At 73.5% G+C, this 25,244-nt stretch carries 21 protein-coding genes; 14 read left to right on the plus strand and 7 right to left on the minus strand.

Translation table 11 applies throughout. The features are described from left to right. Nucleotides 1-39: 39 nt before the first annotated feature. On the plus strand, nucleotides 40-1,008 hold the full coding sequence (locus tag AB0D28_RS11065) for an ATP-binding cassette domain-containing protein (protein ID WP_357384542.1): 969 nt from the start codon (nucleotides 40-42) through the stop codon (nucleotides 1,006-1,008). Then, nucleotides 1,005-1,814 carry an ABC transporter permease gene (locus tag AB0D28_RS11070; protein ID WP_357384544.1) on the plus strand — a complete coding sequence of 270 codons (810 nt, stop codon included), beginning with the start codon at nucleotides 1,005-1,007 and terminating at the stop codon, nucleotides 1,812-1,814. Before AB0D28_RS11065 ends, AB0D28_RS11070 begins: the two co-directional genes overlap by 4 nt. Before the next feature lie 40 nt (nucleotides 1,815-1,854). Here the strand turns inward: AB0D28_RS11070 and helR are convergent, their stop codons facing one another. Beyond that, nucleotides 1,855-4,026 carry an RNA polymerase recycling motor ATPase HelR gene (gene helR, locus AB0D28_RS11075; RefSeq protein WP_357384546.1) on the minus strand — a complete coding sequence of 724 codons (2,172 nt, stop codon included), beginning with the start codon at nucleotides 4,024-4,026 and terminating at the stop codon, nucleotides 1,855-1,857. A gap of 223 nt (nucleotides 4,027-4,249) precedes the next feature. Here helR and AB0D28_RS11080 point away from each other — a divergent pair, with 223 nt between their 5' ends. Both AB0D28_RS11080 and AB0D28_RS11085 read left to right on the plus strand, forming a co-directional pair. Further along, a complete protein-coding gene (locus tag AB0D28_RS11080; RefSeq protein ID WP_357384548.1) occupies nucleotides 4,250-5,041 on the plus strand; it encodes a TetR/AcrR family transcriptional regulator in 792 nt (263 codons plus the stop codon). A 43-nt stretch (nucleotides 5,042-5,084) separates the two neighbouring features. Further along, entirely contained in the window at nucleotides 5,085-5,396 is a 312-nt protein-coding gene (locus AB0D28_RS11085; protein WP_357384550.1) for an NIPSNAP family protein, read from the plus strand. A gap of 16 nt (nucleotides 5,397-5,412) precedes the next feature. On the opposite strand, the gene AB0D28_RS11090 is transcribed toward AB0D28_RS11085, so the two are convergent. After that, nucleotides 5,413-6,411, minus strand: a complete 999-nt coding sequence (locus tag AB0D28_RS11090; protein WP_357384552.1) for a WYL domain-containing protein — start codon at nucleotides 6,409-6,411, stop codon at nucleotides 5,413-5,415. 96 nt (nucleotides 6,412-6,507) lie between these two features. On the opposite strand from AB0D28_RS11090, the gene AB0D28_RS11095 reads away from it, so the two are divergent. Beyond that, complete coding sequence (locus AB0D28_RS11095) at nucleotides 6,508-7,086, plus strand: DinB family protein (RefSeq protein ID WP_357384554.1); 579 nt, start codon at nucleotides 6,508-6,510, stop codon at nucleotides 7,084-7,086. A gap of 30 nt (nucleotides 7,087-7,116) precedes the next feature. Here the strand turns inward: AB0D28_RS11095 and AB0D28_RS11100 are convergent, their stop codons facing one another. Further along, a complete protein-coding gene (locus AB0D28_RS11100) occupies nucleotides 7,117-8,325 on the minus strand; it encodes an aminotransferase class I/II-fold pyridoxal phosphate-dependent enzyme (protein ID WP_357384556.1) in 1,209 nt (402 codons plus the stop codon). Nucleotides 8,326-8,359: 34 nt separating this feature from the next. On the opposite strand from AB0D28_RS11100, the gene AB0D28_RS11105 reads away from it, so the two are divergent. After that, entirely contained in the window at nucleotides 8,360-8,914 is a 555-nt protein-coding gene (locus AB0D28_RS11105) for a GNAT family protein (protein WP_357384558.1), read from the plus strand. A gap of 66 nt (nucleotides 8,915-8,980) precedes the next feature. On the opposite strand, the gene AB0D28_RS11110 is transcribed toward AB0D28_RS11105, so the two are convergent. Continuing rightward, a complete protein-coding gene (locus AB0D28_RS11110) occupies nucleotides 8,981-10,609 on the minus strand; it encodes an acyl-CoA dehydrogenase family protein (RefSeq protein ID WP_357384560.1) in 1,629 nt (542 codons plus the stop codon). A gap of 178 nt (nucleotides 10,610-10,787) precedes the next feature. On the opposite strand from AB0D28_RS11110, the gene AB0D28_RS11115 reads away from it, so the two are divergent. The 6 genes from AB0D28_RS11115 to AB0D28_RS11140 are packed head-to-tail and all read left to right on the plus strand — an operon-like array spanning nucleotide 10,788 to nucleotide 17,990. Next, the gene (locus AB0D28_RS11115; RefSeq protein WP_357384562.1) at nucleotides 10,788-12,326 is read left to right on the plus strand and encodes an ABC transporter substrate-binding protein; all 1,539 of its coding nucleotides are present in this window, start codon (nucleotides 10,788-10,790) and stop codon (nucleotides 12,324-12,326) included. Further along, on the plus strand, nucleotides 12,326-13,270 hold the full coding sequence (locus tag AB0D28_RS11120) for an ABC transporter permease (protein WP_357384564.1): 945 nt from the start codon (nucleotides 12,326-12,328) through the stop codon (nucleotides 13,268-13,270). The genes AB0D28_RS11115 and AB0D28_RS11120 overlap by 1 nt, the downstream gene beginning before the upstream one ends. After that, on the plus strand, nucleotides 13,267-14,148 hold the full coding sequence (locus AB0D28_RS11125; RefSeq protein WP_357384566.1) for an ABC transporter permease: 882 nt from the start codon (nucleotides 13,267-13,269) through the stop codon (nucleotides 14,146-14,148). The genes AB0D28_RS11120 and AB0D28_RS11125 overlap by 4 nt, the downstream gene beginning before the upstream one ends. 35 nt (nucleotides 14,149-14,183) lie before the next feature. After that, on the plus strand, nucleotides 14,184-15,161 hold the full coding sequence (locus AB0D28_RS11130) for an ABC transporter ATP-binding protein (protein ID WP_357384656.1): 978 nt from the start codon (nucleotides 14,184-14,186) through the stop codon (nucleotides 15,159-15,161). Further along, nucleotides 15,158-16,192 carry an oligopeptide/dipeptide ABC transporter ATP-binding protein gene (locus AB0D28_RS11135; RefSeq protein ID WP_357384568.1) on the plus strand — a complete coding sequence of 345 codons (1,035 nt, stop codon included), beginning with the start codon at nucleotides 15,158-15,160 and terminating at the stop codon, nucleotides 16,190-16,192. The genes AB0D28_RS11130 and AB0D28_RS11135 overlap by 4 nt, the downstream gene beginning before the upstream one ends. Nucleotides 16,193-16,202: 10 nt before the next feature. Next, nucleotides 16,203-17,990 carry a gamma-glutamyltransferase family protein gene (locus AB0D28_RS11140; protein WP_357384570.1) on the plus strand — a complete coding sequence of 596 codons (1,788 nt, stop codon included), beginning with the start codon at nucleotides 16,203-16,205 and terminating at the stop codon, nucleotides 17,988-17,990. A 9-nt stretch (nucleotides 17,991-17,999) separates the two neighbouring features. Here the strand turns inward: AB0D28_RS11140 and sthA are convergent, their stop codons facing one another. Next, on the minus strand, nucleotides 18,000-19,403 hold the full coding sequence (gene sthA / locus AB0D28_RS11145; RefSeq protein WP_357384572.1) for a Si-specific NAD(P)(+) transhydrogenase: 1,404 nt from the start codon (nucleotides 19,401-19,403) through the stop codon (nucleotides 18,000-18,002). Between the two features lie 82 nt (nucleotides 19,404-19,485). Between sthA and AB0D28_RS11150 the strand changes: the two genes are divergently transcribed. Beyond that, nucleotides 19,486-20,964: a M1 family metallopeptidase gene (locus tag AB0D28_RS11150; RefSeq protein WP_357384574.1), complete on the plus strand. Its 1,479-nt coding sequence runs from the start codon at nucleotides 19,486-19,488 to the stop codon at nucleotides 20,962-20,964. A 47-nt stretch (nucleotides 20,965-21,011) separates the two neighbouring features. Here the strand turns inward: AB0D28_RS11150 and AB0D28_RS11155 are convergent, their stop codons facing one another. Continuing rightward, on the minus strand, nucleotides 21,012-22,385 hold the full coding sequence (locus AB0D28_RS11155) for a glycosyl hydrolase family 18 protein (RefSeq protein ID WP_357384576.1): 1,374 nt from the start codon (nucleotides 22,383-22,385) through the stop codon (nucleotides 21,012-21,014). 142 nt (nucleotides 22,386-22,527) lie between these two features. On the opposite strand from AB0D28_RS11155, the gene AB0D28_RS11160 reads away from it, so the two are divergent. After that, the gene (locus tag AB0D28_RS11160) at nucleotides 22,528-23,772 is read left to right on the plus strand and encodes an ROK family transcriptional regulator (protein ID WP_357384578.1); all 1,245 of its coding nucleotides are present in this window, start codon (nucleotides 22,528-22,530) and stop codon (nucleotides 23,770-23,772) included. A gap of 32 nt (nucleotides 23,773-23,804) precedes the next feature. Here AB0D28_RS11160 and AB0D28_RS11165 read toward each other — a convergent pair whose 3' ends face one another. Next, entirely contained in the window at nucleotides 23,805-25,217 is a 1,413-nt protein-coding gene (locus AB0D28_RS11165) for a GH1 family beta-glucosidase (RefSeq protein WP_357384580.1), read from the minus strand. Nucleotides 25,218-25,244: the final 27 nt, after the last annotated feature.

Genomic DNA, 25,244 nt, shown 5'->3' on the forward strand with positions numbered 1-25,244 from the left:
TGTACGTTAGTGGCCGTCGTCAACGGAGGGGGCACAGACGTGGAACACGCGATCCTCGCGGAGGGCCTGCGCAAGCGGTACGGGGACACCGCCGCGCTGGACGGGTTCGACCTGCGGGTGCCGGCGGGCACCGTGTGTGGGCTGCTCGGGCCGAACGGCGCCGGCAAGACCACTGCCGTCCGCATCCTGGCCACGCTGCTGCGCTTCGACGCCGGGCGGGCCGAGGTCGCCGGCTACGACGTGGCCGGCCAGGCCGATCGGGTACGCCACCGCATCGGCCTGGTCGGCCAGCACCCGGCGGTGGACGAGGCGCTGAGCGGGCGGGAGAACCTTGTCCTCTTCGGCCGCCTGTTCCACCTGGACCGGGCCGGGGCGAGGCGACGCGCCGGCGAACTGCTCGACCGGTTCGGGCTCGCCGACGCCGGTGACCGGCCGGTGCGCACGTACTCCGGTGGCATGCGCCGCCGCCTCGACCTGGCCGCCGGGATGATCCTCGCGCCCTCGGTGCTGTTCCTCGACGAGCCGACCACGGCGCTCGACCCGCGCGGGCGCAACGAGGTGTGGGAGGCGGTACGCGACCTGGTCCGCGACGGCACCACGGTGCTGCTGACCACGCAGTACCTGGACGAGGCCGACCAGCTCGCCGACCGCGTCTGCGTGCTGGACGCCGGGCGGGTGATCGCCGAGGGTACCCCTGACGCGCTCAAGTCCCGCCTCGGCGGCGACCGGATCGAGCTGGTCGTCCGCGACGCCGCCGACCTGGCCGCCGCCGCCGGGCGGCTGCGCGCCGTCGCCGTCGCCGAACCGGCAGTCGACAGGGACCGGCGGGCGGTGAGCGCCCAGGTCGGCGACCGGGCGGGCGCGCTGACCGAGGTGCTGCGCGCGCTCGACACCGACGGCGTGGGCGTGGCCGACATTGCGTTGCGCCGGCCCACACTGGACGAGGTGTTCCTCCAGCTCACCGACGGGCCGGCCGCCGGCCGGACCGGCGTGGAGGTGACCGCGTGACCGCCACAGTGACCCCGGCCCGGCGCGCGTCGCTGGCCGGTGACGGCCTGACGCTGACCGGGCGCGCGCTGGCGCACTGGCGGCGCGAGCCCGGCCCGCTGATCGGCTCGCTGGGCTTCGACATCCTGATGGTGCTGATGTTCGCCTACCTGTTCGGCGGCGCGCTCCAGGTGCCCGGCGGCGGCGACTACCGGGAGTTCCTGATGCCCGGCATGTTCGCCATGACGATGGTCTTCGGCATCAGCATGACCACCATGGCGGTCTCGGCGGACCTGGAGCGCGGCGTCACCGACCGGCTGCGGTCCATGCCGGTGTCCCGGCTGGCGCCGCTGCTCGGCCGCGCGGTCGCCGACCTGATGTTCGCGGTGGTGACGCTCGCCGTCATGCTGCTCGCCGGCCTGGCCGTCGGGTGGCGGGCGCGCGGCGACGCCGGCGACACGTTCGCCGCGCTCGGGCTGATCCTGCTGCTGCGGTTCGCGCTGGTCTGGGTGGGCGTCTTCCTCGGCCTGACGGTGAAGGGGCAGAGCGCCGTCACCGCCGTGCAGACGCTGGAGTTCCCGCTGGGCTTCCTGTCCAGCGCGTTCGTGGCGCCGTCCACGATGCCCGCGTGGCTGGGCGCGGTAGCCGAGTGGAACCCGCTGTCCGCGACAGTGGGGGCCACCCGGGAGCTGTTCGGCAACCCCGGGTGGGGCGGCGACTCGTGGGTGGCCGCGCACCACCCGCTGCTGGCGGTGCTCTGGCCGCTGGCGCTGGTCGCGGTGTTCCTGCCGCTGTCGCTGCGCCGCTACCGGGCGCTGAGCCGCTGAGCCGAACCCGGGGGCGGTGTGCGCCGCCCCCGGGCACGGGTCACGGCCCGGTCAGCACGACCAGCTCGCCGGTGGCCCGGGTCATCGCGACGTACCTGTCCACCGCGCCGGAGACCCCGTCGCCGAACGACTCCGGGGCGACAAGCACCACCAGGTCGAACTCCAGCCCCTTGGCCAGCACCGGGCTCAGCGAGCGGACCCGGTCCGAGGCCGGGAACGCCGGGTCGCCGATGACGCACGCGACGCCCTCGCTGTGGGCGTCGAGCCAGCCGTCCACCACCGCGCGCAACTCCGCGCGGTCGCCGTACCGCACCGGTGCGCCGTCGCGGATGGACGTGGGCACGTTGGCGTCCGGCAGCACGGCCCGGATCACCGGCTCGGCGGCCGCCATCACCTGCGCCGGCGTGCGGTAGTTGACCGACAGCGTCGCCACCGCGACGTGGTCGAACCCGGCCCGCGCCAGCCGCCGCTGCCACGACTCGGTGAACCCGTGCCGGGCCTGCGCCCGGTCGCCGACCACCGTGAAGCTGCGCGACGGGCAGCGGGCCAGCAGCATCTGCCACTGCGCGTCGGTCAGCTCCTGCGCCTCGTCCACCACGACGTGCGCGAACGGCCCGGCGAGCAGGTCCGGGTCGGCAGCGCTCAGCGCGCTGGAGTCGACCAGGCTGGTGCGCATGTCCTCGCCGTACAGCATGGTCATCAGACCCTCGCCGTCGTCGTAGGCGTGCGACGCGATCAGCGCGTCGACCACCGTGTCCATCTGCGCGCGCTGCGCGGCCAGCACCGCCTCGTCGCGCCGCCGCCGCAGGGACGCCTCCGGGTCGCCGACGCGGCGCCGGGCCGCGTCCAGCCACGGCAGGTCCGCCACCGTCCAGGCCCGGGGGTCGGCCCGCCGCAGGGTACGGATCTCCTCCACGCCCAGCCCGGGGGCGCACCGGCGCAGGTAGGCCGGCACCGACCACAGGTCGGCCACCACGTCGAGCGGGTCGAGCAGCGGCCACGCCCGGCCGAACGCGGTGACCAGCTCCCGGTCGCGCGCCAGCGACCGGCGGACCGTCTCCTCCGGCTCGTCGCCGCGGTACTTCTCCACCAGGATCGTGAGCAGTTCCTCCCACACGTCGTCGCGGGCCTCGTTGTGCGGGACGCCCGGTCCGGCCGCCTCGAACGCCGTCACCCAGTCGTCGGCGGTAAGCCGCAGCTCGTCGTCCCCGACACCGACAGTCATCCCGGTGGCGGGCGGCTCCTCGTAGAACCGGACCGCGGCGTCGACCGTCCGCACCGGATCCGCCGACGCCTTCAGCCGGGCCACCTCGGGTTCGATCTCCGGCCTCGCCGCCGCGCCCTCGGGCACCAGGTCGGCCAGGGTGCAGATCTGCACGTCCTCCTCACCGAGGCTGGGCAGCACGTCGGACACGTAGTTCAGGTACGGCTGGTGCGGCCCGACGACGAGCACCCCGCCCCGGCGCTCGCCCAGCCTCGGGTCGGCGTGCAGCAGGTACGCGGTGCGGTGCAGCGCCACCACCGTCTTGCCGGTGCCGGGACCGCCGTCGACCACAAGCGCGCCCCGCGACCCGGCCCGGATGATCGCGTCCTGGTCGGCCTGGATGGTGCCGAGCACGTCGCGCATCCGGGCCGACCGGGTCGCGCCCAGGCTGGCGATGAACGCCGACTGGTCGTCCAGCGCGGCGTGCCCGGCCAGGGCGTCGGCGGTGAACACCTCGTCCCAGTAGTCGGTGATCCGGCCCGCGCTCCACCGGTAGCGGCGGCGGCTGGCCAGGCCCATCGGATCGGCGTGGGTGGCGCCGAAGAACGGCTCGGCGGCGGGGGAGCGCCAGTCCAGCAGCAGCCGGCCGCCCGCGCCGTCGGTCAGGCCGAGCCGGCCCACGTACACCGGTTCGGCACCGTCCGCGCCGACCATCCGGCCCAGGCACAGGTCCAGGCCGTAACGGCGCAGCGTACGCAGGCGCGCGCTCAGCCGCCGGACCTCCTGGTCCCGGTCCACCGCCTGCCGGCCCCGGCCGCCCGCGGCCCGGCGTGTCTCGTCGAGCCGGTCGGTCAGGTCGGCGATCGAGCGGCGCAGGCTGTCCGCGATGGCGGCGAAGTGCCGTTCGTCGGCGGCGATCAGGTTCGGGTCGGCCTTGGCCGACAGACGTTCGGGAAGATCGAAAACGCTGGTGGCAGGCAGGTTCAACTCGTCTCCGATCACGGGCACGGCCGGGCCTCCGCTCTTCGCGGCTCCGGCCGAATACCTCGGCAATGGGGTTACGGGCGGCAATTCTGCGCCACTACCCGGGCCTTGCGGCAAGACCGGGGGGCGCTATATGTTGGTAGTGGCGGGAGAACCCGCCATTCTTTTTGCGCGAACAATTCTCGTACCCATTCCGGGTGTCCCGCCGCCCGCCGGTGACCGGCGTGGTCGGTAGGATGACGGCACCATGTCGAAGGAGCGCCGGCGCAAGGCCGATCCCGCCCGCAGCCTGGCCCTTCTCTGGCGCACCCGGGAGCCGGCCAGCCGGGGCGCCGGTCCCTCCCTCAGCGTCGACCGGATCGTGCGCACGGCCGTCGAGATCGCCGACGCCGAGGGCATCGACGCGCTCACCATGCGCCGGGTCAGTGAGGCGCTCGGCGTCGGCACCATGTCCGTCTACACGTACGTGCCCGGTAAGGCGGAACTGCTCGACGTCATGGTGGACACCGTCCTCGGTGACCTCCCGCGCCCGGCCGACGTGCCGGGTGGGTGGCGCGGCCGGCTGGAACGCATCGCCCGGGACAACCTGGCGCTCTACCGGGCCCATCCGTGGCTGCTGCGCGCCGAGACCACCCGGCCGGTGCTCGGCCCGAACGTGCTCGCCAAGTACGACTACGAGCTGCACGCCGTCGCGGACATCGGGCTCGACGACGTGGAGATGGACGCGGTGCTCACGCTCGTGCTGGGGCACGTCAAGAGCGCGGCCCGGGCCGCCCTGGACGTGGCCGAGCTGGAACGTGAGACCGGGATGACCGACGACCAGTGGTGGCAGACGCACGGGCCGTGGCTGGAGAAGTTCATGACCGCCGGCAGCTTCCCGCTCGCCGCGCGGGTCGGCACCGCCGCCGGCATGGCGCACGGCGCCGCGTACGGGCCGGACCACGCCTTCGAGTTCGGTCTCCAGCGGGTGCTCGACGGCATCTCGGTGGTGGTCGCCGAGCGTGCCGGTGACGGGACGGCGCCCGGGACGACCTCGTAGTCCGGCTGTTCACGTCGGAAATCGCCGTCGCTATCGTGGCCGCGTGATCACCTGCGTCGTGCACTACACGATCGACCCCGCACAGATCGAGGCGTTCGAGCGTTTCGCCCGTGCCTGGATGCGGCTGGTGGCACGGCACGGCGGTGTGCACCACGGCTACTTCCTGCCCGCCGAGGGCGCCAGCGACCGGGCCGAGGCGCTTTTCAGCTTCGAGAGCCTGGCGGCGTACGAGCGGTACCGGGCCCGGTTCGGAGTGGACCCCGAGTTCGTCGCCGCCGACCGGATCCGCGACGAGTCGGGCTGCGTCCTGCGGTACGAGCGCACGTTCATGCGCCCGCTCCTGCCCGGCGACTGATCCTCCGGCCGGGCGGCTACCGAGCCGGGTGCGGGCTCTCGGCCGCGGCGGCGTACCGGCGGGCCAGGTGGGCGAACGCCGCCCGCAGCTCGGGCGGCCCGACCACCTCGATGTCGGCGTCGTAGCGGCCGAGCACGGCGGCCAGCCCGGCCCACGACCAGCCGCCCAGGACCAGGCGGCAGCGGTCCGGTCCCAGCTCCTCGACGATGCCGTCGCGGGTCCACGCGGACACCGTCCGGGCGGGCAGGTCGAGGGTCACCTCGCCCCGGCAGGGCCAGTCACCGGGCCCGGTGGCGCCCTTGAACCGCCCGGTGACGTACGCGGCGACGTCCCCGCCGGGTAGCTCGCGCGGCGTGAACCGGGGGCCGGTGGGCGTACGCGGACTGATCCGGTCGACCCGGAACGTGCGCCAGTCGGCCCGGTCGAGGTCCCAGGCGACGAGGTACCAGCGTCCGCCCCAGGTGACCAGGTGGTGCGGCTGCACCCGGCGCGGCGGCGCATCCGGTGTGCGGGCGGCGGACGTCGACACCGACTCGTAGTCGAAGCGCAGCTCCTCGCGGGCGTGCACGACGGCGCTCAACGTCATCAGCAGACCCGCGTCCACCCGGGACGCGGCGGGCGTGGCGGTCCGTTCCACGGCGATCACCCGCAGCGCGTCCACCCGGTGCCGCAGCCGCGCCGGCATCACCTGCCGCACAGTGGTCAGCGCCCGGGCGGCGGCCTCCTCGATGCCGGTGACACCGGTGGCGGCGGTCTGCAACGCCACGGTGAGCGCGACCGCCTGCTCGTCGTCGAAGAGCAGCGGCGGCAGCGCGGAGCCGGCGCCGAGCCGGTAGCCGCCGTCCGGGCCCTTGGCGCTCTCGATCGGGTAGCCCAGCTCGCGCAGCCGGTCGACGTCGCGCCGCACCGTACGCGGGCTGACCCGCAGCCGTTCGGCCAGCAGCGCGCCCGGCCAGTCCCGCCGGGCCTGGAGCAGGGACAGCAGGGAGAGCAGTCGCGCGGAGGTCGTCGGCACGACACGCATTCTGCCGCGAGAAGAGGACAGAAACTGACCGCTACGCCTGCGAGTGTGGTCTCCGTACCCGATCAGGACCGGAAGGAACAGATGACGATGACCGGCACGACCACGACCTCCACCACCCTCGACGCCGAGCGGGCCGACCTGCTCGCCGAGCTCGCCGACGCCCGGAACATGCTGATCAACACGGTGCGCGGCCTCACCGACGAGCAGGCCGGGCTGCGGCCGACCGCCAGCGCGCTCTGCCTGGGCGGCGTGATCAAACACGTCGCGTCCACCGAGGAGGCGTGGCTGCGGTTCGTGGTCGAGGGCCCGTCGGTGATGTCCTTCGCCCTGCCCGAGGGCGTGACCTGGGAGGACTTCATGTCGGGCAAGGCGCGTGAGCTGCCGGAGTGGGCGATCGAGCGGGGGCGGGACTTCCAGATGCTGCCCGAGGACACGCTGCCGGCCATCCTGGACCGGTACGCCCGCGTCGCCGCCCGTACCGAGGAGGTCGTCGCCGGCGTCGAGGACCTGTCGGCGACGTGGCCGGTGCCGGACGCGCCGTGGAACGAGCCCGGCTCGGTCCGCAGCATCCGGCGCGTGCTGATCCACGTCATCGCCGAGACCACCCAGCACGCCGGGCACGCGGACATCCTGCGCGAGAGCATCGACGGGCAGACCACCACCTGAGCCGCCCCGCAGACCCGTGCCGGGCGGCGGTCAGGCGACCGCCGCCCGGCCCATCCGGGTCACCGCCTCGGTGAGCACCGCCGGGGAGGTGGCGAAGTTGAGCCGCACGAAACCGGCGCCGCCGGATCCGAAGACGTGCCCGGAGCTGAGCGCCACCCGGGCCCGGTCGAGGAACATCCGCGCCGGACCGGCCAGGTCGCTGGCCACTCCCGGCCCGTCGCCCGCCTCGGTGGGTACGCCGAGCGCGCGGCAGTCCAGCCAGGCCAGGTACGTGCCCTCGGGCGGCCGCCACGACACAGCGGGCAGGTGTTGGCTCAGCAGCGACCCGAGCAGCGCCCGGTTCGCGTCCAGGGCGTCGAGCAGCCGGTCCAGCCACGGCCCGCCGGCCCGGAACGCGGCGGTGTGCGCGAGCACCCCGAGGTGGCTGGGGCCGTGGCTGACCTCCTCCGGCATCCGGGCCAGGTCGTCCGCCGCGTCCGGCCCGGCGACCGCCAGCGCCGCCTTGAGCCCGGCCAGGTTCCACGCCTTGGACGCGGACAGCAGCGCGAACGCGTTCTCCGCGCCGGGCACCGTCAGGTACGGGGTGAACCGCGCGCCGGGCAGCGCCAGCGGCGAGTGGATCTCGTCGGCCACCACCCGTACGCCGTGCCGGGCGGCCAGCTCGGCGACGGTGGCCAGCTCGTCGGGGCGGTGCACCACACCGGTCGGGTTGTGCGGGTTGCAGAGCAGGAACGCCGGCCGGTCGCCGAGCGCGCGGGCCCGGCGGAACGCCTCGTCCAGCGCGGCCGGGTCGAGCCGCAGGTCTGCCCCGAGCGGCGCCTCGACCACCCGGCGCCCGGCGTTCATGAGGAACGCGTAGAACGGCGGGTAGACCGGGGGAGTGACCACCACGGCGTCGCCCGGGCCGGTGACCAGGCGCAACACCTCGACCGTACCCATCATCACGTCCGGCACCAGCGAGGTGCGGCCGACCGGGAAGTCGGCCCAGCCCCAGCGCTGCGCGGCCAACCCGCCGACCGCCTCGGCGTACCCGGTGCCGAACGCGTAGCCGGTGTCGCCCAGCTCGACCGCCCGGCGCAGCGCCTCGGCCACCGGCGGCGCCAGCGGCACGTCCTGCTCGGCCACCCACAGCGGCAGCACGTCCGGCGGGTAGAGCCGCCACTTCACGCTCGTGCGCTGCCGCAGCTGGTCGAGCGTGAGCTGGGTGAGCGGGTTGCCCTCGTCGGCGGAAACCGTCATGCGGCCCACCCTAGGTGGCACCTACCATCGGCCGATGGCCCACCCGGCGTACCCGCTGCGCACGTCCCGGCTGCTGCTGCGCCCGGTGACGCTCGGCGACCTCGACGACGTGCACGCCTGGCAGCGCCGGCCGGACGTGGTCCGCTGGATGGCCGGCGCCGCGCCGCGTACCCGAGCGGGGTCGAGGTCGTCGGTGACCGCGATGGCCGGCGAGGACGCGCTGCGCGCGGAGGGCGACTGCCTGACGCTCGCCGTGGTCGGCGGCGAGCGGGTCGTCGGCGCGGTGGAGCTGGTCTGGCGCAGCCGCGCCGACCGCACCGCCGAGCTGGGGTACGTGTTCCACCCCGACCACGGCGGCCGTGGCCTGGCCACCGAGGCGGCCGGCGCACTGCTGGACTGGGGTTTCGGCGAGTTCGGGCTGCACCGGGTCATCGCCCGCTGCCACGCGGACAACGAGCCCTCGGCACGTCTGATGGCCCGGCTCGGCATGCGGCGGGAGGCGCGGCACGTGCGCAGCTACCGGTTCCGGGGCGGCTGGGCCGACCAGCTCGTCTACGCGATCCTGGCCGACGAGTGGCGGTCCCGCTGAGCCGGGTCAGGAGACGGCGACCGGATCGCCGACGTGGATCTCGCCGGTGAGCCGCATCACCGCACCCTAGCCGATCTTGGGGGTGGCGCGGTCGATGATCGCGGCGAGGTCCAGCCCGCCCGGCAGCGTCCCGTACGCCTGCCCGTGGTCTCCGTCGAGCCGGGACGCGCAGAACGCGTCGGCGACCGCCGGGTGGCCGTGACGCACCAGCAACGCGCCCTGGAGGACCAGCGCCAGCCGCTCCACCACCCGCCGGGCGCGCAGCTCCAGGTCGCTGTGGTCGGCCAGTTCGTCGCGGACCCGGCGCACCGCGGCGTCCAGCCGGGCGTCCGCGCCGGCCGCGGCGGCCACCTCCGCCTCGTACGCGGCGAGCACCTGCGGTTCCCGGGTCAGGGCGCGCAGCACGTCCAGCGCGGCGACGTTGCCGGAGCCCTCCCAGATCGAGTTCAGCGGCGACTCGCGGAACAGCCGCGGCATGCCGGACTCCTCCACGTAGCCGTTGCCGCCCAGGCACTCCAGCGCCTCGGCGGCGTGCCCCGGCCAGCGCTTGCAGACCCAGTACTTGCCGACGGCCAGGGCGAGGCGCTTGAACGCGGTCTCGCCGTCGTCGCCGCGCGCCGACCTGTCGGTCGCGCCGGCCAGCCGGACCATCAGGACGGTGGCCGCCTCCGACTCCACCGCCAGGTCGGCGAGCACGTTGCGCATCAGCGGCTGGTCGGCCAGGTAGCCGCCGAACGCCCGCCGGTGGGTGGCGTGGTGCACGGCGGTGGTGACGCCGTGGCGCATCCCGGCCGCCGCGCCGATCACGCAGTCGAGGCGGGTCAGGTTGACCATGTCGATGATGGTGCGCACGCCCCGGCCCTCGTCGCCGACGCGCCACGCCACCGCGTGCTCGTACTCGACCTCGGCGGAGGCGTTGGAGCGGTTGCCGAGCTTGTCCTTGAGCCGCATCAGCCGCATCGGGTTACGGGTGCCGTCGGGCAGCACCCGGGGGACCAGGAAACAGGTGAGGCCACCGGGCGCCTGGGCGAGGGTGAGGAACAGGTCGCACATCGGCGCCGAGGTGAACCACTTGTGCCCGACCAGCCGGTAGCCGCCGTCCGGCTCCGGCCGGGCCGTCGTGGTGTTGGCGCGGACGTCCGAGCCGCCCTGCTTCTCCGTCATCGACATGCCGGCGAGCAGGCCGCGCTTGGTCTGCGGCGGGCGCAGCCCGAAGTCGTACTCGCGGGTGGTGAGCAGCGGCTCGTAGCGTGCCGCCAGGTCCGGGCTGTGCCGCAGCGCGGGCACCGCCGCGTAGGTCATCGAGATCGGGCAGCCGTGCCCGGCGTCGGGCCGCCACAGGTAGAAGCCGGCCGCGCGGGCCACGTGCGCGCCCGGCCGGTCGTCGGCCCACGGCGCGGCGTGCAGGCCGTGGCCGACCGCGGTACGCATCAGCTCGTGCCAGGACGGGTGGAACTCCACCTCGTCGATCCGGTGGCCGTACCGGTCGTGGGTGCGCAGCACCGGCGGGTGCTCGTTGGCGAGCCGCCCGTGTTCGGCGGCCTCCTCGCCACCGGCGAGCCGGCCCAGCTCGCGCAGCCCGGGCAGCGCCCAGCCGGCGCCCTCCCGGGTCACGCCGTCGCACAGCGCCGGGTCGTCGGCGGTGTCGTGGCCGACCATCGGGGGGACCTGGTTGACGACCTCGTGTGTGGTCACGGCGGCAACTCCCAGCGCGGTGGCGGATCAGGTCGGGGCCCGGATTGAACCATCGTTCAGTCCGCACCGGCAAGCACCCGCCGACCTGTCAATTTGACTGGTTTCGTTTGACATCATCCGGCTCGGAGATAAGACTCGCCGAAACTTTCTTTTGTCCGGGAAGTGGCTAGGGGGGCCTGTGTCCAGGAAGAAGCTCGGCGTGCTCGGCGCCGCACTCACACTGACAGTCGGCGTCCTGTCCGGATGCACCGGCGGCGAGGCGGTCGACGTCGGCGGCGGGGGGAACGCCGGCGGCGCCGGTGGTGTCCTCAACGCCGCGATCGGCGGCGAGCCGGATCAGCTCGACCCGCACAAGACCTCGGCGTACTACAGCTTCCAGGTGCTGGAGAACGTCTACGACACGCTCGTCGAGCCGGACGCCGACCTGAAGATGGTGCCGTCGCTGGCGACGAAGTGGACCACCAGCGCCGACCAGCTCACCTGGACGTTCACGCTGCGCGAGGGCGTGAAGTTCTCCGACGGCTCGCCGCTGACCTCGGCCGACGTCGTCTACTCCTATGAGCGGATCATCAAGGAGAAGCTGAACAACGCGTACAAGTTCGCCACCGTCAAGTCGGTCACCGGCCCCGATCCGGCCACAGTGGTGGTGACGCTGACCGCGCCCACACCGAACCTGCTGGCGAACCTCGGCGGGTTCAAGGGTGTGGCGATCGTGCAGAAGGCCAACGTGGAGTCGGGCGCGGTGAAGACCGCACCGGTGGGCAGCGGGCCGTTCAAGGTGGCCGGCTACACCTCCGGCGACAGCGTCAAGCTGGTCCGCAACGACGCCTACTGGGGGGACAAGCCGAAGCTGGACGGCGTCACGTTCACCTTCGTCAAGGACCCGACGGTGGCGTTGCAGAACCTGCGCAGCGGCCAGGTGCAGTGGACCGACAACCTGCCGCCGCAGCAGGTGAAGTCGTTGCAGGACGGCGACGACCCGGTGGTGAAGTCGGCGGCCTCCACCGACTACTGGTACGTGGCGCTCAACGAGGCCCGCAAGCCGTTCGACAACCCCGAGGTGCGGCGCGCGATCGGCTACGCGCTGGACCGCGAGGCGATCACCAAGGCCGCGAAGTTCGGCCTGGCGACCGTCAACCAGACCGCTATCCCGAAGGCCAGCGGTTTCTACTTCGACTACGCGCCCTACAACCACGACCCGGCCAAGGCGAAGCAGATGCTCGGCCAGGCCGGCGTGAGCAACCTGACCATGGACCTGATGGTCACCAGCGAGTACCCGGAGACGGTCACCGCCGCCCAGGTCATCGCCGCGCAGCTCAAGGACGTCGGAATCACCGTCAAGATCCGTACGCTGGACTTCGCCCAGTGGCTCGACGAGCAGGCGAAGGGCAACTTCGACGGGTTCATGCTCGGCTGGCTCGGCAACATCGACCCGGACGAGTTCTACTACGCCCAGCACCACAGCGGCGGCACGTTCAACTTCCACAAGTACAAGAACCCGGCGGTGGACAAGCTGTTGGACGACGCCCGTACCCAGACCGACCAGGGCGCCCGCAAGCAGGCGTACGAGCAGGCGGCGAAGCAGATCGTCGACGACGCCAGCTACCTCTACCTCTACAACCCGGACGTGGTGCAGGGCTGGTCGAAGAAGGTCTCCGGCTACGACGTGCGCACCGATCGGGCGATCCGGTTCCGGTCGGTCGCCCTGGCCAAGTGATGGCCCGCTTCGTCCTGCGGCGGGTCCTCCAGTCGGCGATCGTGCTGGTCGGCGTCACGCTTGTGGTGTTCCTGCTGCTGCAACTGGTGCCGGGCGACCCGGTCCGGGTGGCGCTCGGCACCCGGTTCGACCCGCAGACCTACGAGGCGCTGCGGGAGCGCGCCGGGCTCGACCAGCCGCTGCCGGTGCAGTACGTGAGCTACCTCGGCCACGCGCTCACCGGTGACCTGGGGGTCAGCTTCCGCACCGGCCAGCCGGTGAGCCACATCGTGCTGGAGCGGCTGCCCGCCACGCTGTCGCTGGCAGTCACCGCCGTGGTGTTCGCGTTGCTCGTCGCGTTCCCGCTGGGCATCGTCGCGGCGGTACGCAGCGGCTCCGCGATCGACCACGCCGCCCGCGTGTTCAGCCAGTTCGGCGTCTCCGTGCCGGACTTCTGGATGGGCATCATGGGCATCCTGCTGTTCGCCGGGGTGCTCGGCTGGCTGCCCCCGTCGGGCTACGTGGCGCTGACCGACGACCCCGGCCGGTGGGCCACCCACGTGGCGCTGCCGGCGGTCACCGTCGGCCTGGTCACCGCGTCGATCCTCACCCGGTTCATCCGCTCCTCGGTGCTGGAGGTGCTCTCCGCCGACTACGTGCGCACCGCCGAGGCGAAAGGGCTGCGCAACCGCGTGGTGATCCTGCGGCACGTGCTGCGCAACGCGCTGATCCCGGTGGTCACCGTGGTCGCGGTGCAGCTCGCCAGCCTGCTCGGCGGCGTTATCGTGATCGAGGTGCTGTTCGCCTGGCCGGGCATCGGCCGGCTCACCTTCGACGCCGTGCAGGCCCGCGACTACCCCGTCCTGCAGGGCGCGGTGCTCCTTGTGGCGGCCCTGTTCCTGCTGGTGAACCTTCTGGTGGACATCCTCTACGCCCGCCTCGACCCGAGGATCACGGTCAAGTGAGCACCACGACCGAGAGCACCGGACGCCGCGTCCTGGACGCGCTGCGGCGCGACCCGCTCGCCGTCGGCGGGACGATCGTGCTCGTGCTGCTGGTGGTGGTGGGGATCGCCGGCCCGTGGCTGGCACCGGCCGGCGTCAACGACGTCGACGTGGACCAGATGCTGCGCCCGCCCAGCGGCGCGCACCCCTTCGGCACCGACGAGCTGGGCCGCGACGTGCTCAGCCGGGTGCTCGTCGCCGCCCGGGTGTCGCTTCAGGTCGGCGCCGTCAGCGTCGGCATCGCGCTGGTCGCGGGCGTGACGCTCGGGCTGTTCGCCGGCTACTACCGGGGCTGGCTGGACAGCGTGCTCATGCGCTGTATGGACGTGCTGTTCGCGTTCCCGGTGCTGCTGCTGGCGGTGGCCATCGTGGCGGTGCTCGGCCCCGGCCTGCTCACCGCCATGGTCGCCATCGGCGTGGTCTACACGCCCATCTTCGCCCGGATCACCCGCGCCGGTGTGCTCTCCGTACGCGAGCAGGTGTTCGTCCGGGCCGCCGTCTCCATCGGCGCGTCCGACCTGCGCATCATGCGCCGGCACGTGCTGCCGAACATCGCCGCGCCGCTGATCGTGCAGACGTCTCTGTCGCTGGCGTTCGCGATCCTCTCCGAGGCCGCGCTGTCCTTCCTCGGCCTGGGCATCCAGCCGCCCGCACCGGCCTGGGGCCGGATGCTGTTCGACGGGCGTGGCTTCGTCACCGACGCGTGGTGGCTGGGCGTGTTCCCGGGCGCGGCGATCTTCCTCACCGTGCTGGCGTTCAACCTGGTCGGCGACGCGCTGCGGGACGTGCTCGACCCGCGCCAGCTCACCCTCGGCGAGGCCCGCAGGAGCACCCCATGAGCGAGCGCACCGAGCGAACCGAGAGCCACGAGCGCATGACCGACTCGACAGTGCTGTCAGTGGACGACCTCACCGTGACGATCGGCACCCGCCGCGGCCCGGCCCGTGCGGTGGCCGGGGTGTCCTGGCAGGTGCGGCAGGGGGAGACGTTCGCGCTGGTCGGCGAGTCGGGCAGCGGCAAGAGCATGACCCTGCTCGCCGCCACCGGTCTCGCCCCGCGCGCCGCCACCGTCACCGGCCGGGTCCGGCTGCTCGACACCGAGCTGACCGCGCTGCCCGACGAGCGTCGGCGCAAGGTACGCGGCCGGCACGTCGGGTTCGTCTTCCAGGACCCGATGACCTCGCTCAACCCGGTGCTGCCGGTGGGCCGGCAGGTCACCGAGGCGGCCGAGGAGCACCTCGGGCTGACCCGCCGCGCCGCCCGCGACCGGGCGGTGGAGTTGCTGGAGCTGGTGGGCATCCCGTCGGCGGCGCGGCGCGTCGACGCGTACCCGCACCAGTTCTCCGGCGGCATGCGCCAGCGCGTCGCCATCGCCATGGCGCTGGCCTGCGAGCCGGATCTGCTGATCGCCGACGAGCCGACCACGGCGCTGGACGTCACCACGCAGGCGCAGATCATCGAACTGGTCGCCGACCTCCAGGCCCGGCTCGGCACCGCGGTCGTCTGGGTCACCCACGACCTGGGCGTGGTGGCGGGCATCGCCGACACCGTGGCGGTCATGTACGGGGGACGGATCGTCGAGCAGGGCCCCGTCGACGCGGTGTTCGACACGCCCACCCACCCGTACACCCGGGCGCTGCTGGCGGCCCGGCCGGACCCGTCGCGGCGCGGCGAGGACCTGGTCGCCATCCCCGGTTCGCCGCCGAGCCCGCTGGACCTGCCGCCCGGCTGCGCGTTCTGGCCGCGCTGCCCGGTCCGTGCCGATCCCCGCTGCGAGCACGAACTTCCCCCGCTGACCCCGGTCGGCGAGGGGCACACGGTCCGCACCTTCTACAGTGGAGAGACCGGATGAGCGCCGACACCCCGGACGTGGTGGCCGAGCTGGACGACCTGAAGGTGCACTTCCCGACCCCGGCGGGAACGGTCCGCGCGGTGGACGGCGTCAGCCTCGCCGTACGCCGAGGGGAGACGCTCGGGCTGGTCGGCGAGTCGGGAAGCGGCAAGTCCACTGCCGGTCTGGCGCTGCTGCGGCTGGTCGACCCGACCGCCGGCCGGGTCCGGGTGGCGGGCGAGGACGTGACCCGCTGGTCCCGCCGGCGCCTGCGCGCGACGCGCCGCCACGTGGCGATGGTCTTCCAGGACCCGCAGGCGTCGCTGGACCCGCGCCGCACGGTCGGCGACAGCATCGCCGAGCCGCTGTTCGTGCACCGGCTCGCCAGGTCCGCCGCCGCCCGCAAGGCCCGGGTCGCGGAGCTGCTGGACCTGGTCGGCCTGCGCGCCGACACCGCCGGCCGGTACCCGCACGAGCTGTCCGGCGGCCAGCGCCAGCGGGTCGGCGTGGCCCGCGCGCTGGCCGGGGAACCGGACCTGATCGTCCTGGACGAGCCGATCGCCTCGCTGGACCTGAGCGTCCAGGCGCAGATCATGAACCTGCTCCGGCACCTGCAACGCGACCTCGGGCTGACCTACCTGTTCATCGCGCACGACCTGGCCGCCGTGGAGCACATGAGCGACCGGATCGCGGTGATGTACCTGGGCCGCATCGTCGAGACCGGCCCGCCCGAGCGGATCTACCAGCACCCGGCGCACCCCTACACGGCGGCGCTGCTGTCGGCGGTGCCGGTGGCCGACCCCCGCGTCGAGCGGGAGCGCCGCCGCATCGTGCTCACCGGCGACATCCCCAGCCCGGTGGATCCGCCCAGCGGTTGCCGCTTCCGTACCCGCTGCCCGCAGGCCCGCCCCGCGTGCGCCGAGACCGACCCGGCGCCGGCCGAGGTGGGCCCGGGTCACCACGCGGCGTGCCTGTTCCCGCTCGACGGCGAGCGCGACGATGGCCTGGGGGAGGACGGCGCGACGACACGGGCCGACGCCGGCACGCCGTAGGCTCGCGCCCATGGCGTTCACCACCCGGCCGACGCTGCGCGGCACGTTCGGCATGGTCTCCTCCACGCACTGGCTGGCCAGCCAGTCGGCGATGGGTGTGCTGGAACGCGGCGGCAACGCCTTCGACGCCGCGGTGGCCGCCGGCTTCGTGCTGCACGTCGTGGAGCCGCACCTCAACGGCCCGGCCGGTGAGGTGCCGGCGATCCTCGCCACCGCGACCGACCCCACACCGCGGGTGCTGTGCGGCCAGGGCCCGGCTCCGGCCGCCGCCACCGTCGCGCACTTCCGGTCGCTCGGCCTGGACCTCGTCCCCGGTGCCGGACCGCTCGCCGCCGTGGTGCCGGGCGCCGTCGACGCCTGGCTGTTGCTGCTGCGCGACCACGGCACCCGCACGCTCGCCGAGGTGCTGGAACCGGCGATCGGCTACGCCGCCGCCGGCCACCCGCTCGTCGGCGCGGCCGGGCAGACCGTCGCGCGGGTCCGGTCGCTGTTCACCGGCCACTGGCCGACCTCCGCGCGCCTCTGGCTCCGCGACGGCCGCCCGCCCGCGCCGGGGGAGATGATCACCAACCCGGCGTACGCGGACACGCTGCGCCGCCTCGTCGACGCGGGACGGGCCGCCGGTGCGGACCGGGAGGCGCAGATCGAGGCGGCCCGGCGCGCCTGGCGGGAGGGTTTCGTCGCCGAGGCGATCGACGCGTTCAGCCGGCTGCCGTTCCGCGACTCCAGCGGGCGCGCGCACGCCGGGCTGGTCACCGGCGACGACCTGGCCGGATGGTCGGCCACCTGGGAGGCGCCGGTCACGCTGGACTGGCACGGGCACACGATCGCCAAGACCGGCTTCTGGGGCCAGGGTCCGGTGCTGCTCCAGACGCTCTCCATTCTGGACGCGCTCGACGACCCGGCCGTCCACGACCCGTCGAGCCTGGAGGGCATCCACGCGCAGGCCGAGGCGCTGAAGCTCGCGTTCGCCGACCGGGAGGCGTGGTACGGCGACACCGCCGTGCCGGGTTCCGCGCTGCTGTCGGCCGACTACGCCCGCTCGCGGGCCGCGCTGATCGGCGACAGCGCGGACACGACGCTGCGTCCCGGCAGCCCGGCGGGTGAGCCGCCCCGGCTCCCGTCCCACCTGCGCACCGACGCGGGTCGCGGGGCCGTCCCGCGGGATCCGAGCACCGGCGAACCCACGGTACGGGCGGACGGCGTGACCCGCGGCGACACCTGCCACGTCGACGTGGTGGACCGGTGGGGCAACATCATCTCCGCGACGCCCAGCGGCGGCTGGCTGCAGAGCTCACCCGCCATCCCGGAGCTGGGGTTCCCGCTCGGCAGCCGGTTGCAGATGTGCTGGCTGGAGGAGGGGCTCGCCTCGACGCTGCGGCCGGGCCGGCGTCCGCGTACCACGCTCAGCCCGACGCTCGTGCTCCGCGACGGCGAGCCGGTGATGGCGTGCGGGACGCCCGGTGGCGACCAGCAGGACCAGTGGCAGCTGCTGTTCCTGCTGCGGCACCTGGCCGGCGGGCAGGAGTTGCAGGAGGCGATCGACGCCCCGATGTGGCACACCACGAGCCTGCCCGCGTCGTTCTATCCGCGCGAGGTCGAGCCGGGCGTGCTGGTGCTGGAGGACCGGATCGACGCGGATGTGCTGGCGGGCCTGCGCGCCAGGGGCCACACCGTGCGCCTGTCCGGCCCGTGGAGCCTGGGCCGCATGTGCGCCGTGACACGCGACCCGCGCACCGGAGTGCTCTCCGCCGCGGCGAACCCCCGAGGCGCCCAGGGCTACGCCGCAGGCCGCTGACCCTCCCGGTCAGGTGTCGATGCGGGTGATGTTGCGGATCTTGTTGGCGGCGTCCAGGGCGGCCACCTTGTACGCCTCGGCCAGCGTCGGGTAGTTGAAGACGGCGTCCAGCAGGTAGTCGACGGTGCCGCCGCAGCCCATCACGGCCTGCCCGATGTGGACGATCTCGGTGGCGCCGGTGCCGAAGACGTGCACCCCGAGCAGCCGCCCGTCCTCGGGTGAGACGAGCAGCTTCAGCATCCCGTAGGAGTCGCCGACGATCTGCCCCCGGGCCAGTTCCCGGTAGCGGGCGATGCCCACCTCGAACGGTACTGACGCCTCGGTCAGTTCCTCCTCGGTCTTCCCGACGAAGCTGATCTCCGGAATCGTGTAGATGCCGATCGGTTGCAGGTCCGACATGCCGCGCGCCGGTTCGCCGCAGGCGTGCTGGGCGGCCAGCCGGCCCTGTTCCATCGAGGTGGACGCCAGCGCGGGGAAGCCGATCACGTCGCCGACGGCGTAGATGTTGTCGACGGCGGTGCGGTAGTCGGCGTCCACGGTGATCCGGCCCCGGTGGTCGGCGGTGAGCCCGGCCGCCTCCAGCGCGAGGTCGTCGGTCTGCCCCTGCCGCCCGGCCGAGTACATCACCGTGTCCGCGACGATCTTCTTGCCGCTGCGCAGGACGCAGAGTGCGGCGCTGCGGTGCTTCTCCACGGAGGCCACCTCCTCACCGAAGCGGAAGGTCACCGACAGGTCCCGCAGGTGGTACTTCAGGGACTCGACGATCTCCTCGTCGCAGAAGTCGAGCATCCGGGGGCGTCGCTCGACCACCGTCACCTTGGTGCCGAGCGCGGCGAACAGGGACGCGTACTCCATGCCGATCACCCCGGCCCCGACCACGACCATGCTGCCCGGGACGGCCTGAAGGTTGATGACGCCGTCGGAGTCGACGATCGTGCGGTCGTCGAAGTCGACGCTGTCCGGGCGGGCCGGGCGGGTGCCGGCGGCGATGACGGCCTTGTCGAAGCTGACCCGGGTCTCCCGGCCGGAGCCGGCGTCCACCCAGACGGAGTGGGCGTCGGCGAACCGGCCGGTGCCGGTGATCAGCGAGATCTTGTTGCGGGCCAGCTGGTTGCGGATGACGTCGGTCTGCCGGGTGATCACGTGCTGGGTGCGGGCGGCCAGGTCGGCGACGGTGATCTCCTCCTTGACCCGGTAGCTGCTGCCGTAGAGGTCGCGCTGGCTCAGCCCGGTCAGGTAGAGGACCGCCTCACGCAACGTCTTGGAGGGCACGGTGCCGGTGTTTATGCACACTCCGCCGAGCATGTCGCGGCGGTCCACGATCGCCACCCGGCGGCCCAGCTTCGCCGCGGCGATCGCCGCCTTCTGTCCACTCGGTCCGGAGCCCAGCACCAGCAGGTCGTAGTCATACACGAGCGCCAGCCTCGCAGGGTCTCGCAACCTGTGCCAGCCGGGACGCCCCCACGAAGATCGATTACTGCCGTAGGGTGCGCTGGTGCGCCGCCCCATAACCCTGATCATGATCCTCGGACCGCTGCTCGTCGCCGGGTGCACCACCGCTCCCGCCGCCCCGGCCGCGACCCCCTCCGCCTCCACCCCGCCGAGCCCGACCGCGCCCGCCGTCGACTACGCCGCCTGGCAGGCGGGGCGGTCGACGCCGGTCGCCGACCCGGTCTATCCGGCCCGGGGCACCGACGCGCTGGACGTCCTGCACTACGACCTCGCGCTGGAGTGGGCGCCGTCGACCACCACCCTCACCGGCACCGCCACGCTGCGGATCCGGCCGGTGAAGGACGCGCCGGACCTGGTCCTCGACTTCATGCCCTACCAGCTCGACAGCGTCACGCTGGACGGCGCGACGGTTCCCGGCGCGGTGGCCAAGGAGAAGCTGACCGTCTCCGCCCCGGTGGCGGCGGACAAGCCGGTGACCCTGGTGGTCACCTACCACGGCCGGCCGAAGACGACCCCGATGCCGTCGCACCGCAAGGACACCGAAGCCCTGGGTCTCACCGTCAGCAAAGAGGGCGGCCTCTGGACCATGCAGGAGCCGTTCGGGGCGTTCACCTGGTACCCGGCGAACGACCAGCCCTCTGACGAGGCCCTCTACGACATCCGGGTGACAGTGCCGGCGGGCTGGTCCGCGATCGCCGGCGGCACGCCCGCCGGTCAGTCCGGCACCACGTTCAGCTACCGCAGCACCGACCCGGTCGCGACCTACCTGACCACGCTCGCGGTGGGGAGGTACCAGAAGCTGACCGTGGCGGGGCCGCGCGGAGTGCCGCTGACCTACTGGTACCGCAAGGGCACCGACGACAAGCTGCTGCCGTACCTGAAGAAGTCCCCGCAGTACCTGACCTGGCTGGAGAAGAAGTTCGGCCCGTACCCGTTCCCCTCCGGCGGCGTCGTGGTGGTGGACTCGGCGTCGGGCATGGAGACCCAGCAGATGATCACGATGGGCCGGAAGATCGAGAACACCGCGGCCCGCCGGGACCGCTGGGGCAGCGACCTGATGCACGAGTACGCCCACCAGTGGTTCGGCAACTCGGTCACGCCCACCACCTGGCGGGACCTGTGGCTGAACGAGGGCTGGGCGACGTACATCCAGGACCTGCACACCAAGGAGAGGATGAAGCTCAGCGAGGCCAGCCTGGACCGGTACCTGCGCGAGGGTGACGCCGCCCTGCGCAAGAAGCTGGGCCCGCCCGGCCGGCCCGACCCGAAGCGGTTCGCCGAGGGGAACGTCTACCTGTGCCCGGCGGCGATGCTGCGTGAGATCCACCGGACGGTCGGCGACAAGGCGTTCTTCGCGCTGGCTCGCGCCTGGGTCCAGGAGCAGCGCAACACGCCGCAGGACCGGGCCTCGTTCATCGCCTTCGTCAACAAGCAGACCGGCCGGGACTTCACCGCGCTGATCAACGCCTGGCTGGACTCCCCGACCACACCGAAGAAGATGACCCCGAAGAAGATCGGCTGACGCATCGCGGGGGCCCCGCCCGTCCGGCGGGGCCCCCGCGGCGCGTCTCAGCGGCCCTGCAACGCGCGGACGTTGTCGCCGAACGTCCAGCCCTTCGACCCGTCCCAGTTGACCGACCAGGTCATCAGGCCCTTCAGCCGCCCCTGGTAGGTGTTCCACGCCTGGGCCACCAGCGCCGGGCTCATGTAGCCGCCGCCGGCGCCGACCTGCGCGGGCAGCCCGGGGACCTGCCGGTCCAGCGGGACGCGGACGGTGGTGCCCTGGATGACCAGGCCGGCGTCGAGGCAGTTGGTCTGCGCGACGAAACCGGCCACCGTGCCGGCCGGGTACGAGTCACCGGCGCAGCCGTACATCGAGCCGTTGTAGTACTGCATGTTCAGCCACCACAGCCGCCCGTTGTCGGCGTACTTCTTGACGATCGGCAGGTACGCGCCCCAGATCGAGCCGTAGGTGACGCTGCCGCCGGTGACGTACGCGGTCTCCGGCGCCATGGTGAGCCCGAAGCCGGCCGGCATCTGGGCCAGCACCCCGTCGATGATCCGGATCAGGTTGGCCTGCGAGGGGGAGAGCTGGTTGATGTTGCCGCTGCCGGTCAGGCCGGTCTCGATGTCGATGTCGATGCCGTCGAAGTTGTGCCGTTTGAGGATCGGCACGACTGTGGCGACGAACCGGTCGGCGACAGCGCTGGAGCTGAGGTCGATGCCGGCGGTGGCGCCGCCGATGGACAGCAGCACGGTGAGCCCGGCGGCCTTGGCCTGGCACACCTGCGCCGGGGTGGGCACCTTGACGCCGGCGTCCATGCCGTCCTCCCAGAGCACGGTGCCGTCGGCGCGGATGACCGGGAACGCGGCGGTCACCACGTTGTAGCCGTGCCCGGTGATCCGGGAGTCGGTGACCGGGATCCACCCGAGCCCGGGGTGTACGCCGTTGGCGGCACCGTCCCAGTTCTCCCAGTAGCCCTGGAGCACCTTCCCGGACGGCCGGGACCGCAACGCACAGGTGTCCCCGCCGGGCGTGGTCGGGCTGGACGACACGGTCGGCGTGGGCGATGGCGGCCGGGTGGGGGAGGCGGACGGAGAGGCGGAGGGCGTGGGCGATGGCGGCCGGGTGGTGGGGCTCGGCGACGGCGTGCCACCGGTGCAGGCGCCGAGGTCGGTCCAGAGCGCCGGTACGGCGGCCGGGGTCCAGCCCGCGCCGGCCGGCGGGGTGTGCGTGACGAGCGCCTGGTAGAGCCGGCCGGCATAGGTGGCCCGGCTGCCGGCGGTCCAGGTGACGCTCTCGGCCCAGACCGGCGCGTCACACGCGACGAGCGCGCCCACGGCGCCGGTCGGTGTGGCGGCGGTGGCGGGCAGGGCGGCGGCGGTGGCGGCGAGCAGCGCGACGCCACCGAGCAGAGCGGTCATCCCACGTCGAAGTCGCATGACATACCTCCTCATCGATGCGCCGGAGGTTATCAGTTAACTTTGTTAAGTGTAAATGCGGCGTACCCTGTCACCACCCCGCTCAGGGCGTGAAGCAGGAACGAAAGCCGCCCTCGGGCGGCCGGGAAGGACGGCGGCGGACGTGGACGCCAGACGCACCACGGTGCGCGACATGCGCCGGGCCAACCGCTCGGTCCTGCTCACCCGGATCTGGCTGGACGGCCCGCTCAGCCGGCACGAGCTGGGCCAGTCCACAGCGCTCAGCCTGGCCAGCGTCAGCAACCTGGTCGGCGAGATGATCAACGAGGGCCTGGTCGAGGAGGCCGGCTCGGTCGAGTCCGACGGCGGCCGTCCCCGCGTCCTGCTGCGCGTCGCGCCCGGCTACGGCTACCTGGTCGGCGCCGACGTCGGCGAGACCCGCGTCCAGGTGGAGCTGTTCGACCTGAGCATGACCGCGCTGGCCAAGGCCGAGTACCCGATCGACGCCGCCGACCCGGACCCCGAGCGGGTCGCCGGGCACCTGCGGCACGGCCTCGCGGCCGTCACCGAGCAGGCCGGCGTCGACCCGGCCGCGGTGCTCGGCTTCGGCGTCGCCGTCGCCGGCACCGTCGAGCGCGCCGCCGACGCCGTGGTGCACGCCCAGACGCTCGGCTGGGACGGCGTGCCGCTCGGCGCGATGCTGCGCGCCGGCACCGACGTGCCGGTGCACGTGGACAACGGCGCGAAGACGCTCGGCCAGGCCGAGATGTGGTTCGGCGCAGGCCGCGGCGTCCGGCACGCGGTGGTCGCCCTGGTCGGCTCCGGCGTCGGCGCGAGCGTGGTCGCCGACGGCGTCGGCTACCGCGGCGCGCACAGCAGCGCCGGGGAGTGGGGCCACACCACCATCGTGTACGGGGGCCGCCGCTGCCGCTGCGGCAACCTCGGCTGCCTGGAGGCGTACGTCGGGGCGGAGGCGGTGCTGGACCGGTTCCGCCAGGCCAACCGGGGCCGCCCGGCGCCGGGCGCGGACGAGGAGACCGCCTTCGGCGAGCTGCTGCGCTCCACCGGCCGCACCGCCGCGACGGTGATCGACGAGACGGTCGGCTACCTGGGCGCGGGGGTGGCGAACCTGGTGAACCTGTTCAACCCGGAGCGGGTGGTGCTCGGCGGCTGGGCCGGACTGGCCCTGGGCGAGCGGCACCTGCCCGCCATCCGCGAGGCCACCGCGCGGCACGCGCTGCGCCAGCCGTACGCGCAGACCTCGATCGAGCTGTGCCGGCTCGGCCCGGACGCGGTCGCGATGGGCGCGGCCACCCTGCCGATGACCCGGCTGCTGCGCGACGGCGGCGTGCCCCGCGACCCGGCCGCCCGCCCGGGCCCGGCGTGGGGGCCGGGCCGCCGTCACTGACCTGACCGGCCCTGCCCCCACGCCGGACGACGTCAGCGCTGCCCGCGTACCCGCCGGACGGTGTCGCGGTACCAGAGCGCGCTGCGCTTGGGGGTGCGGCGCTGGGTGTCGTAGTCGACCCGGACGATGCCGAACCGCTTGTCGTAGCCGTACGCCCATTCGAAGTTGTCCAGCAGCGACCAGGCGAAGTAGCCGCGCACGTCGGCGCCGGCCGCCCGGGCCCGGGCCACCGCCCGCAGGTGCTCGGTGAGGTAGCCGACCCGGTCGTCGTCGGCGACGAACCCGTCGGCGTCCGGCTCGTCGTCGAACGCGGCGCCGTTCTCGGTGATCACCATGGGCACGCCCGGGTAGTCGCGGTGCAGCCGCACCAGCAGGTCGGTGAAGGACTCCGGCACGATCTCCCAGTCCATCGCGGTACGCGGCAGGTCACGGCGCACCACCCGGCGTACCGGCCTGCCGTCGTCGTCGCGGTCCCGGCCCCGCTCGTCCACGCCGGAGTGCAGCTGCCCGAAGTAGTAGTTGACCCCCAGCACGTCGATCGGGGTGGCGATGACGTCCAGGTCGCCGTCCTGGACCGGAATCTCCACCCCCTCGGCGGCCAGGTCGGCGATCACGTCCTGCGGGTACGCCCCGCGCAGCACCGGGTCGAGGTAGAGCCGGTTGCCCAGCCCGTCGGCGGCCCGCGCCGCGTCCCGGTCGGCGGCGCTGTCGGTGGCCGGGTCGGCGGTGGCCAGGTTGAGCGTCAGGCCCAGCTCGATCGGGGACCGGGCCGCCTCGCGCAGCCGCCGCGTCGCCAGCCCGTGCCCGAGCAGCAGGTGGTGCGCCGCGGCGATACCGTCGCCCAGGTTCCGCCGGCCCGGGGCGTGGTCGCCGTAGGCGTACCCGAGCATGGCCGAGCACCACGGCTCGTTCAGCGTGGTCCAGGTGCGGACCCGGTCGCCGAGCGCGGCGAAGACCAGCTCCGCGTAGTCGGCGAACCGGTGGGCGGTGTCCCGGTTCGGCCAGCCGCCCGCGTCCTCCAGCTCCTGCGGCAGGTCCCAGTGGTAGAGCGTCACCCACGGCTCGACGTCGCGGCCGAGCAGCTCGTCCACCAGCCGGTCGTAGAAGGCGAGCCCGGCCACGTTGGCCGGACCGCGCCCGCCCGGCTGCACCCGGGGCCAGGCCACCGAGAACCGGTACGTGTCCAGCCCCAGGTCGGCGATGAGCGCGACGTCCTGCGGCATCCGGTGGTAGTGGTCGCAGGCCACGTCGCCGTGGTCGCCGTTCGCCACCGCGCCGGGCACCCGGCAGAAGGTGTCCCAGATGGACGGCGTCCGGCCGTCCTCGGCCACCGCGCCCTCGATCTGGTACGACGACGTCGCCACCCCCCACCGGAAGGTCGGCGGCAGCGTGTCGATCGGGTCCGTACCGGCGGCCGGCGACGGGCGGGTGAGGTCGGTGTCCATGGTTCTCCTCGCGGGTAGCGGGTGGTG

The organism is Micromonospora sp. NPDC048169, assembly GCF_040652815.1.
GTDB lineage: Bacteria > Actinomycetota > Actinomycetes > Mycobacteriales > Micromonosporaceae > Micromonospora.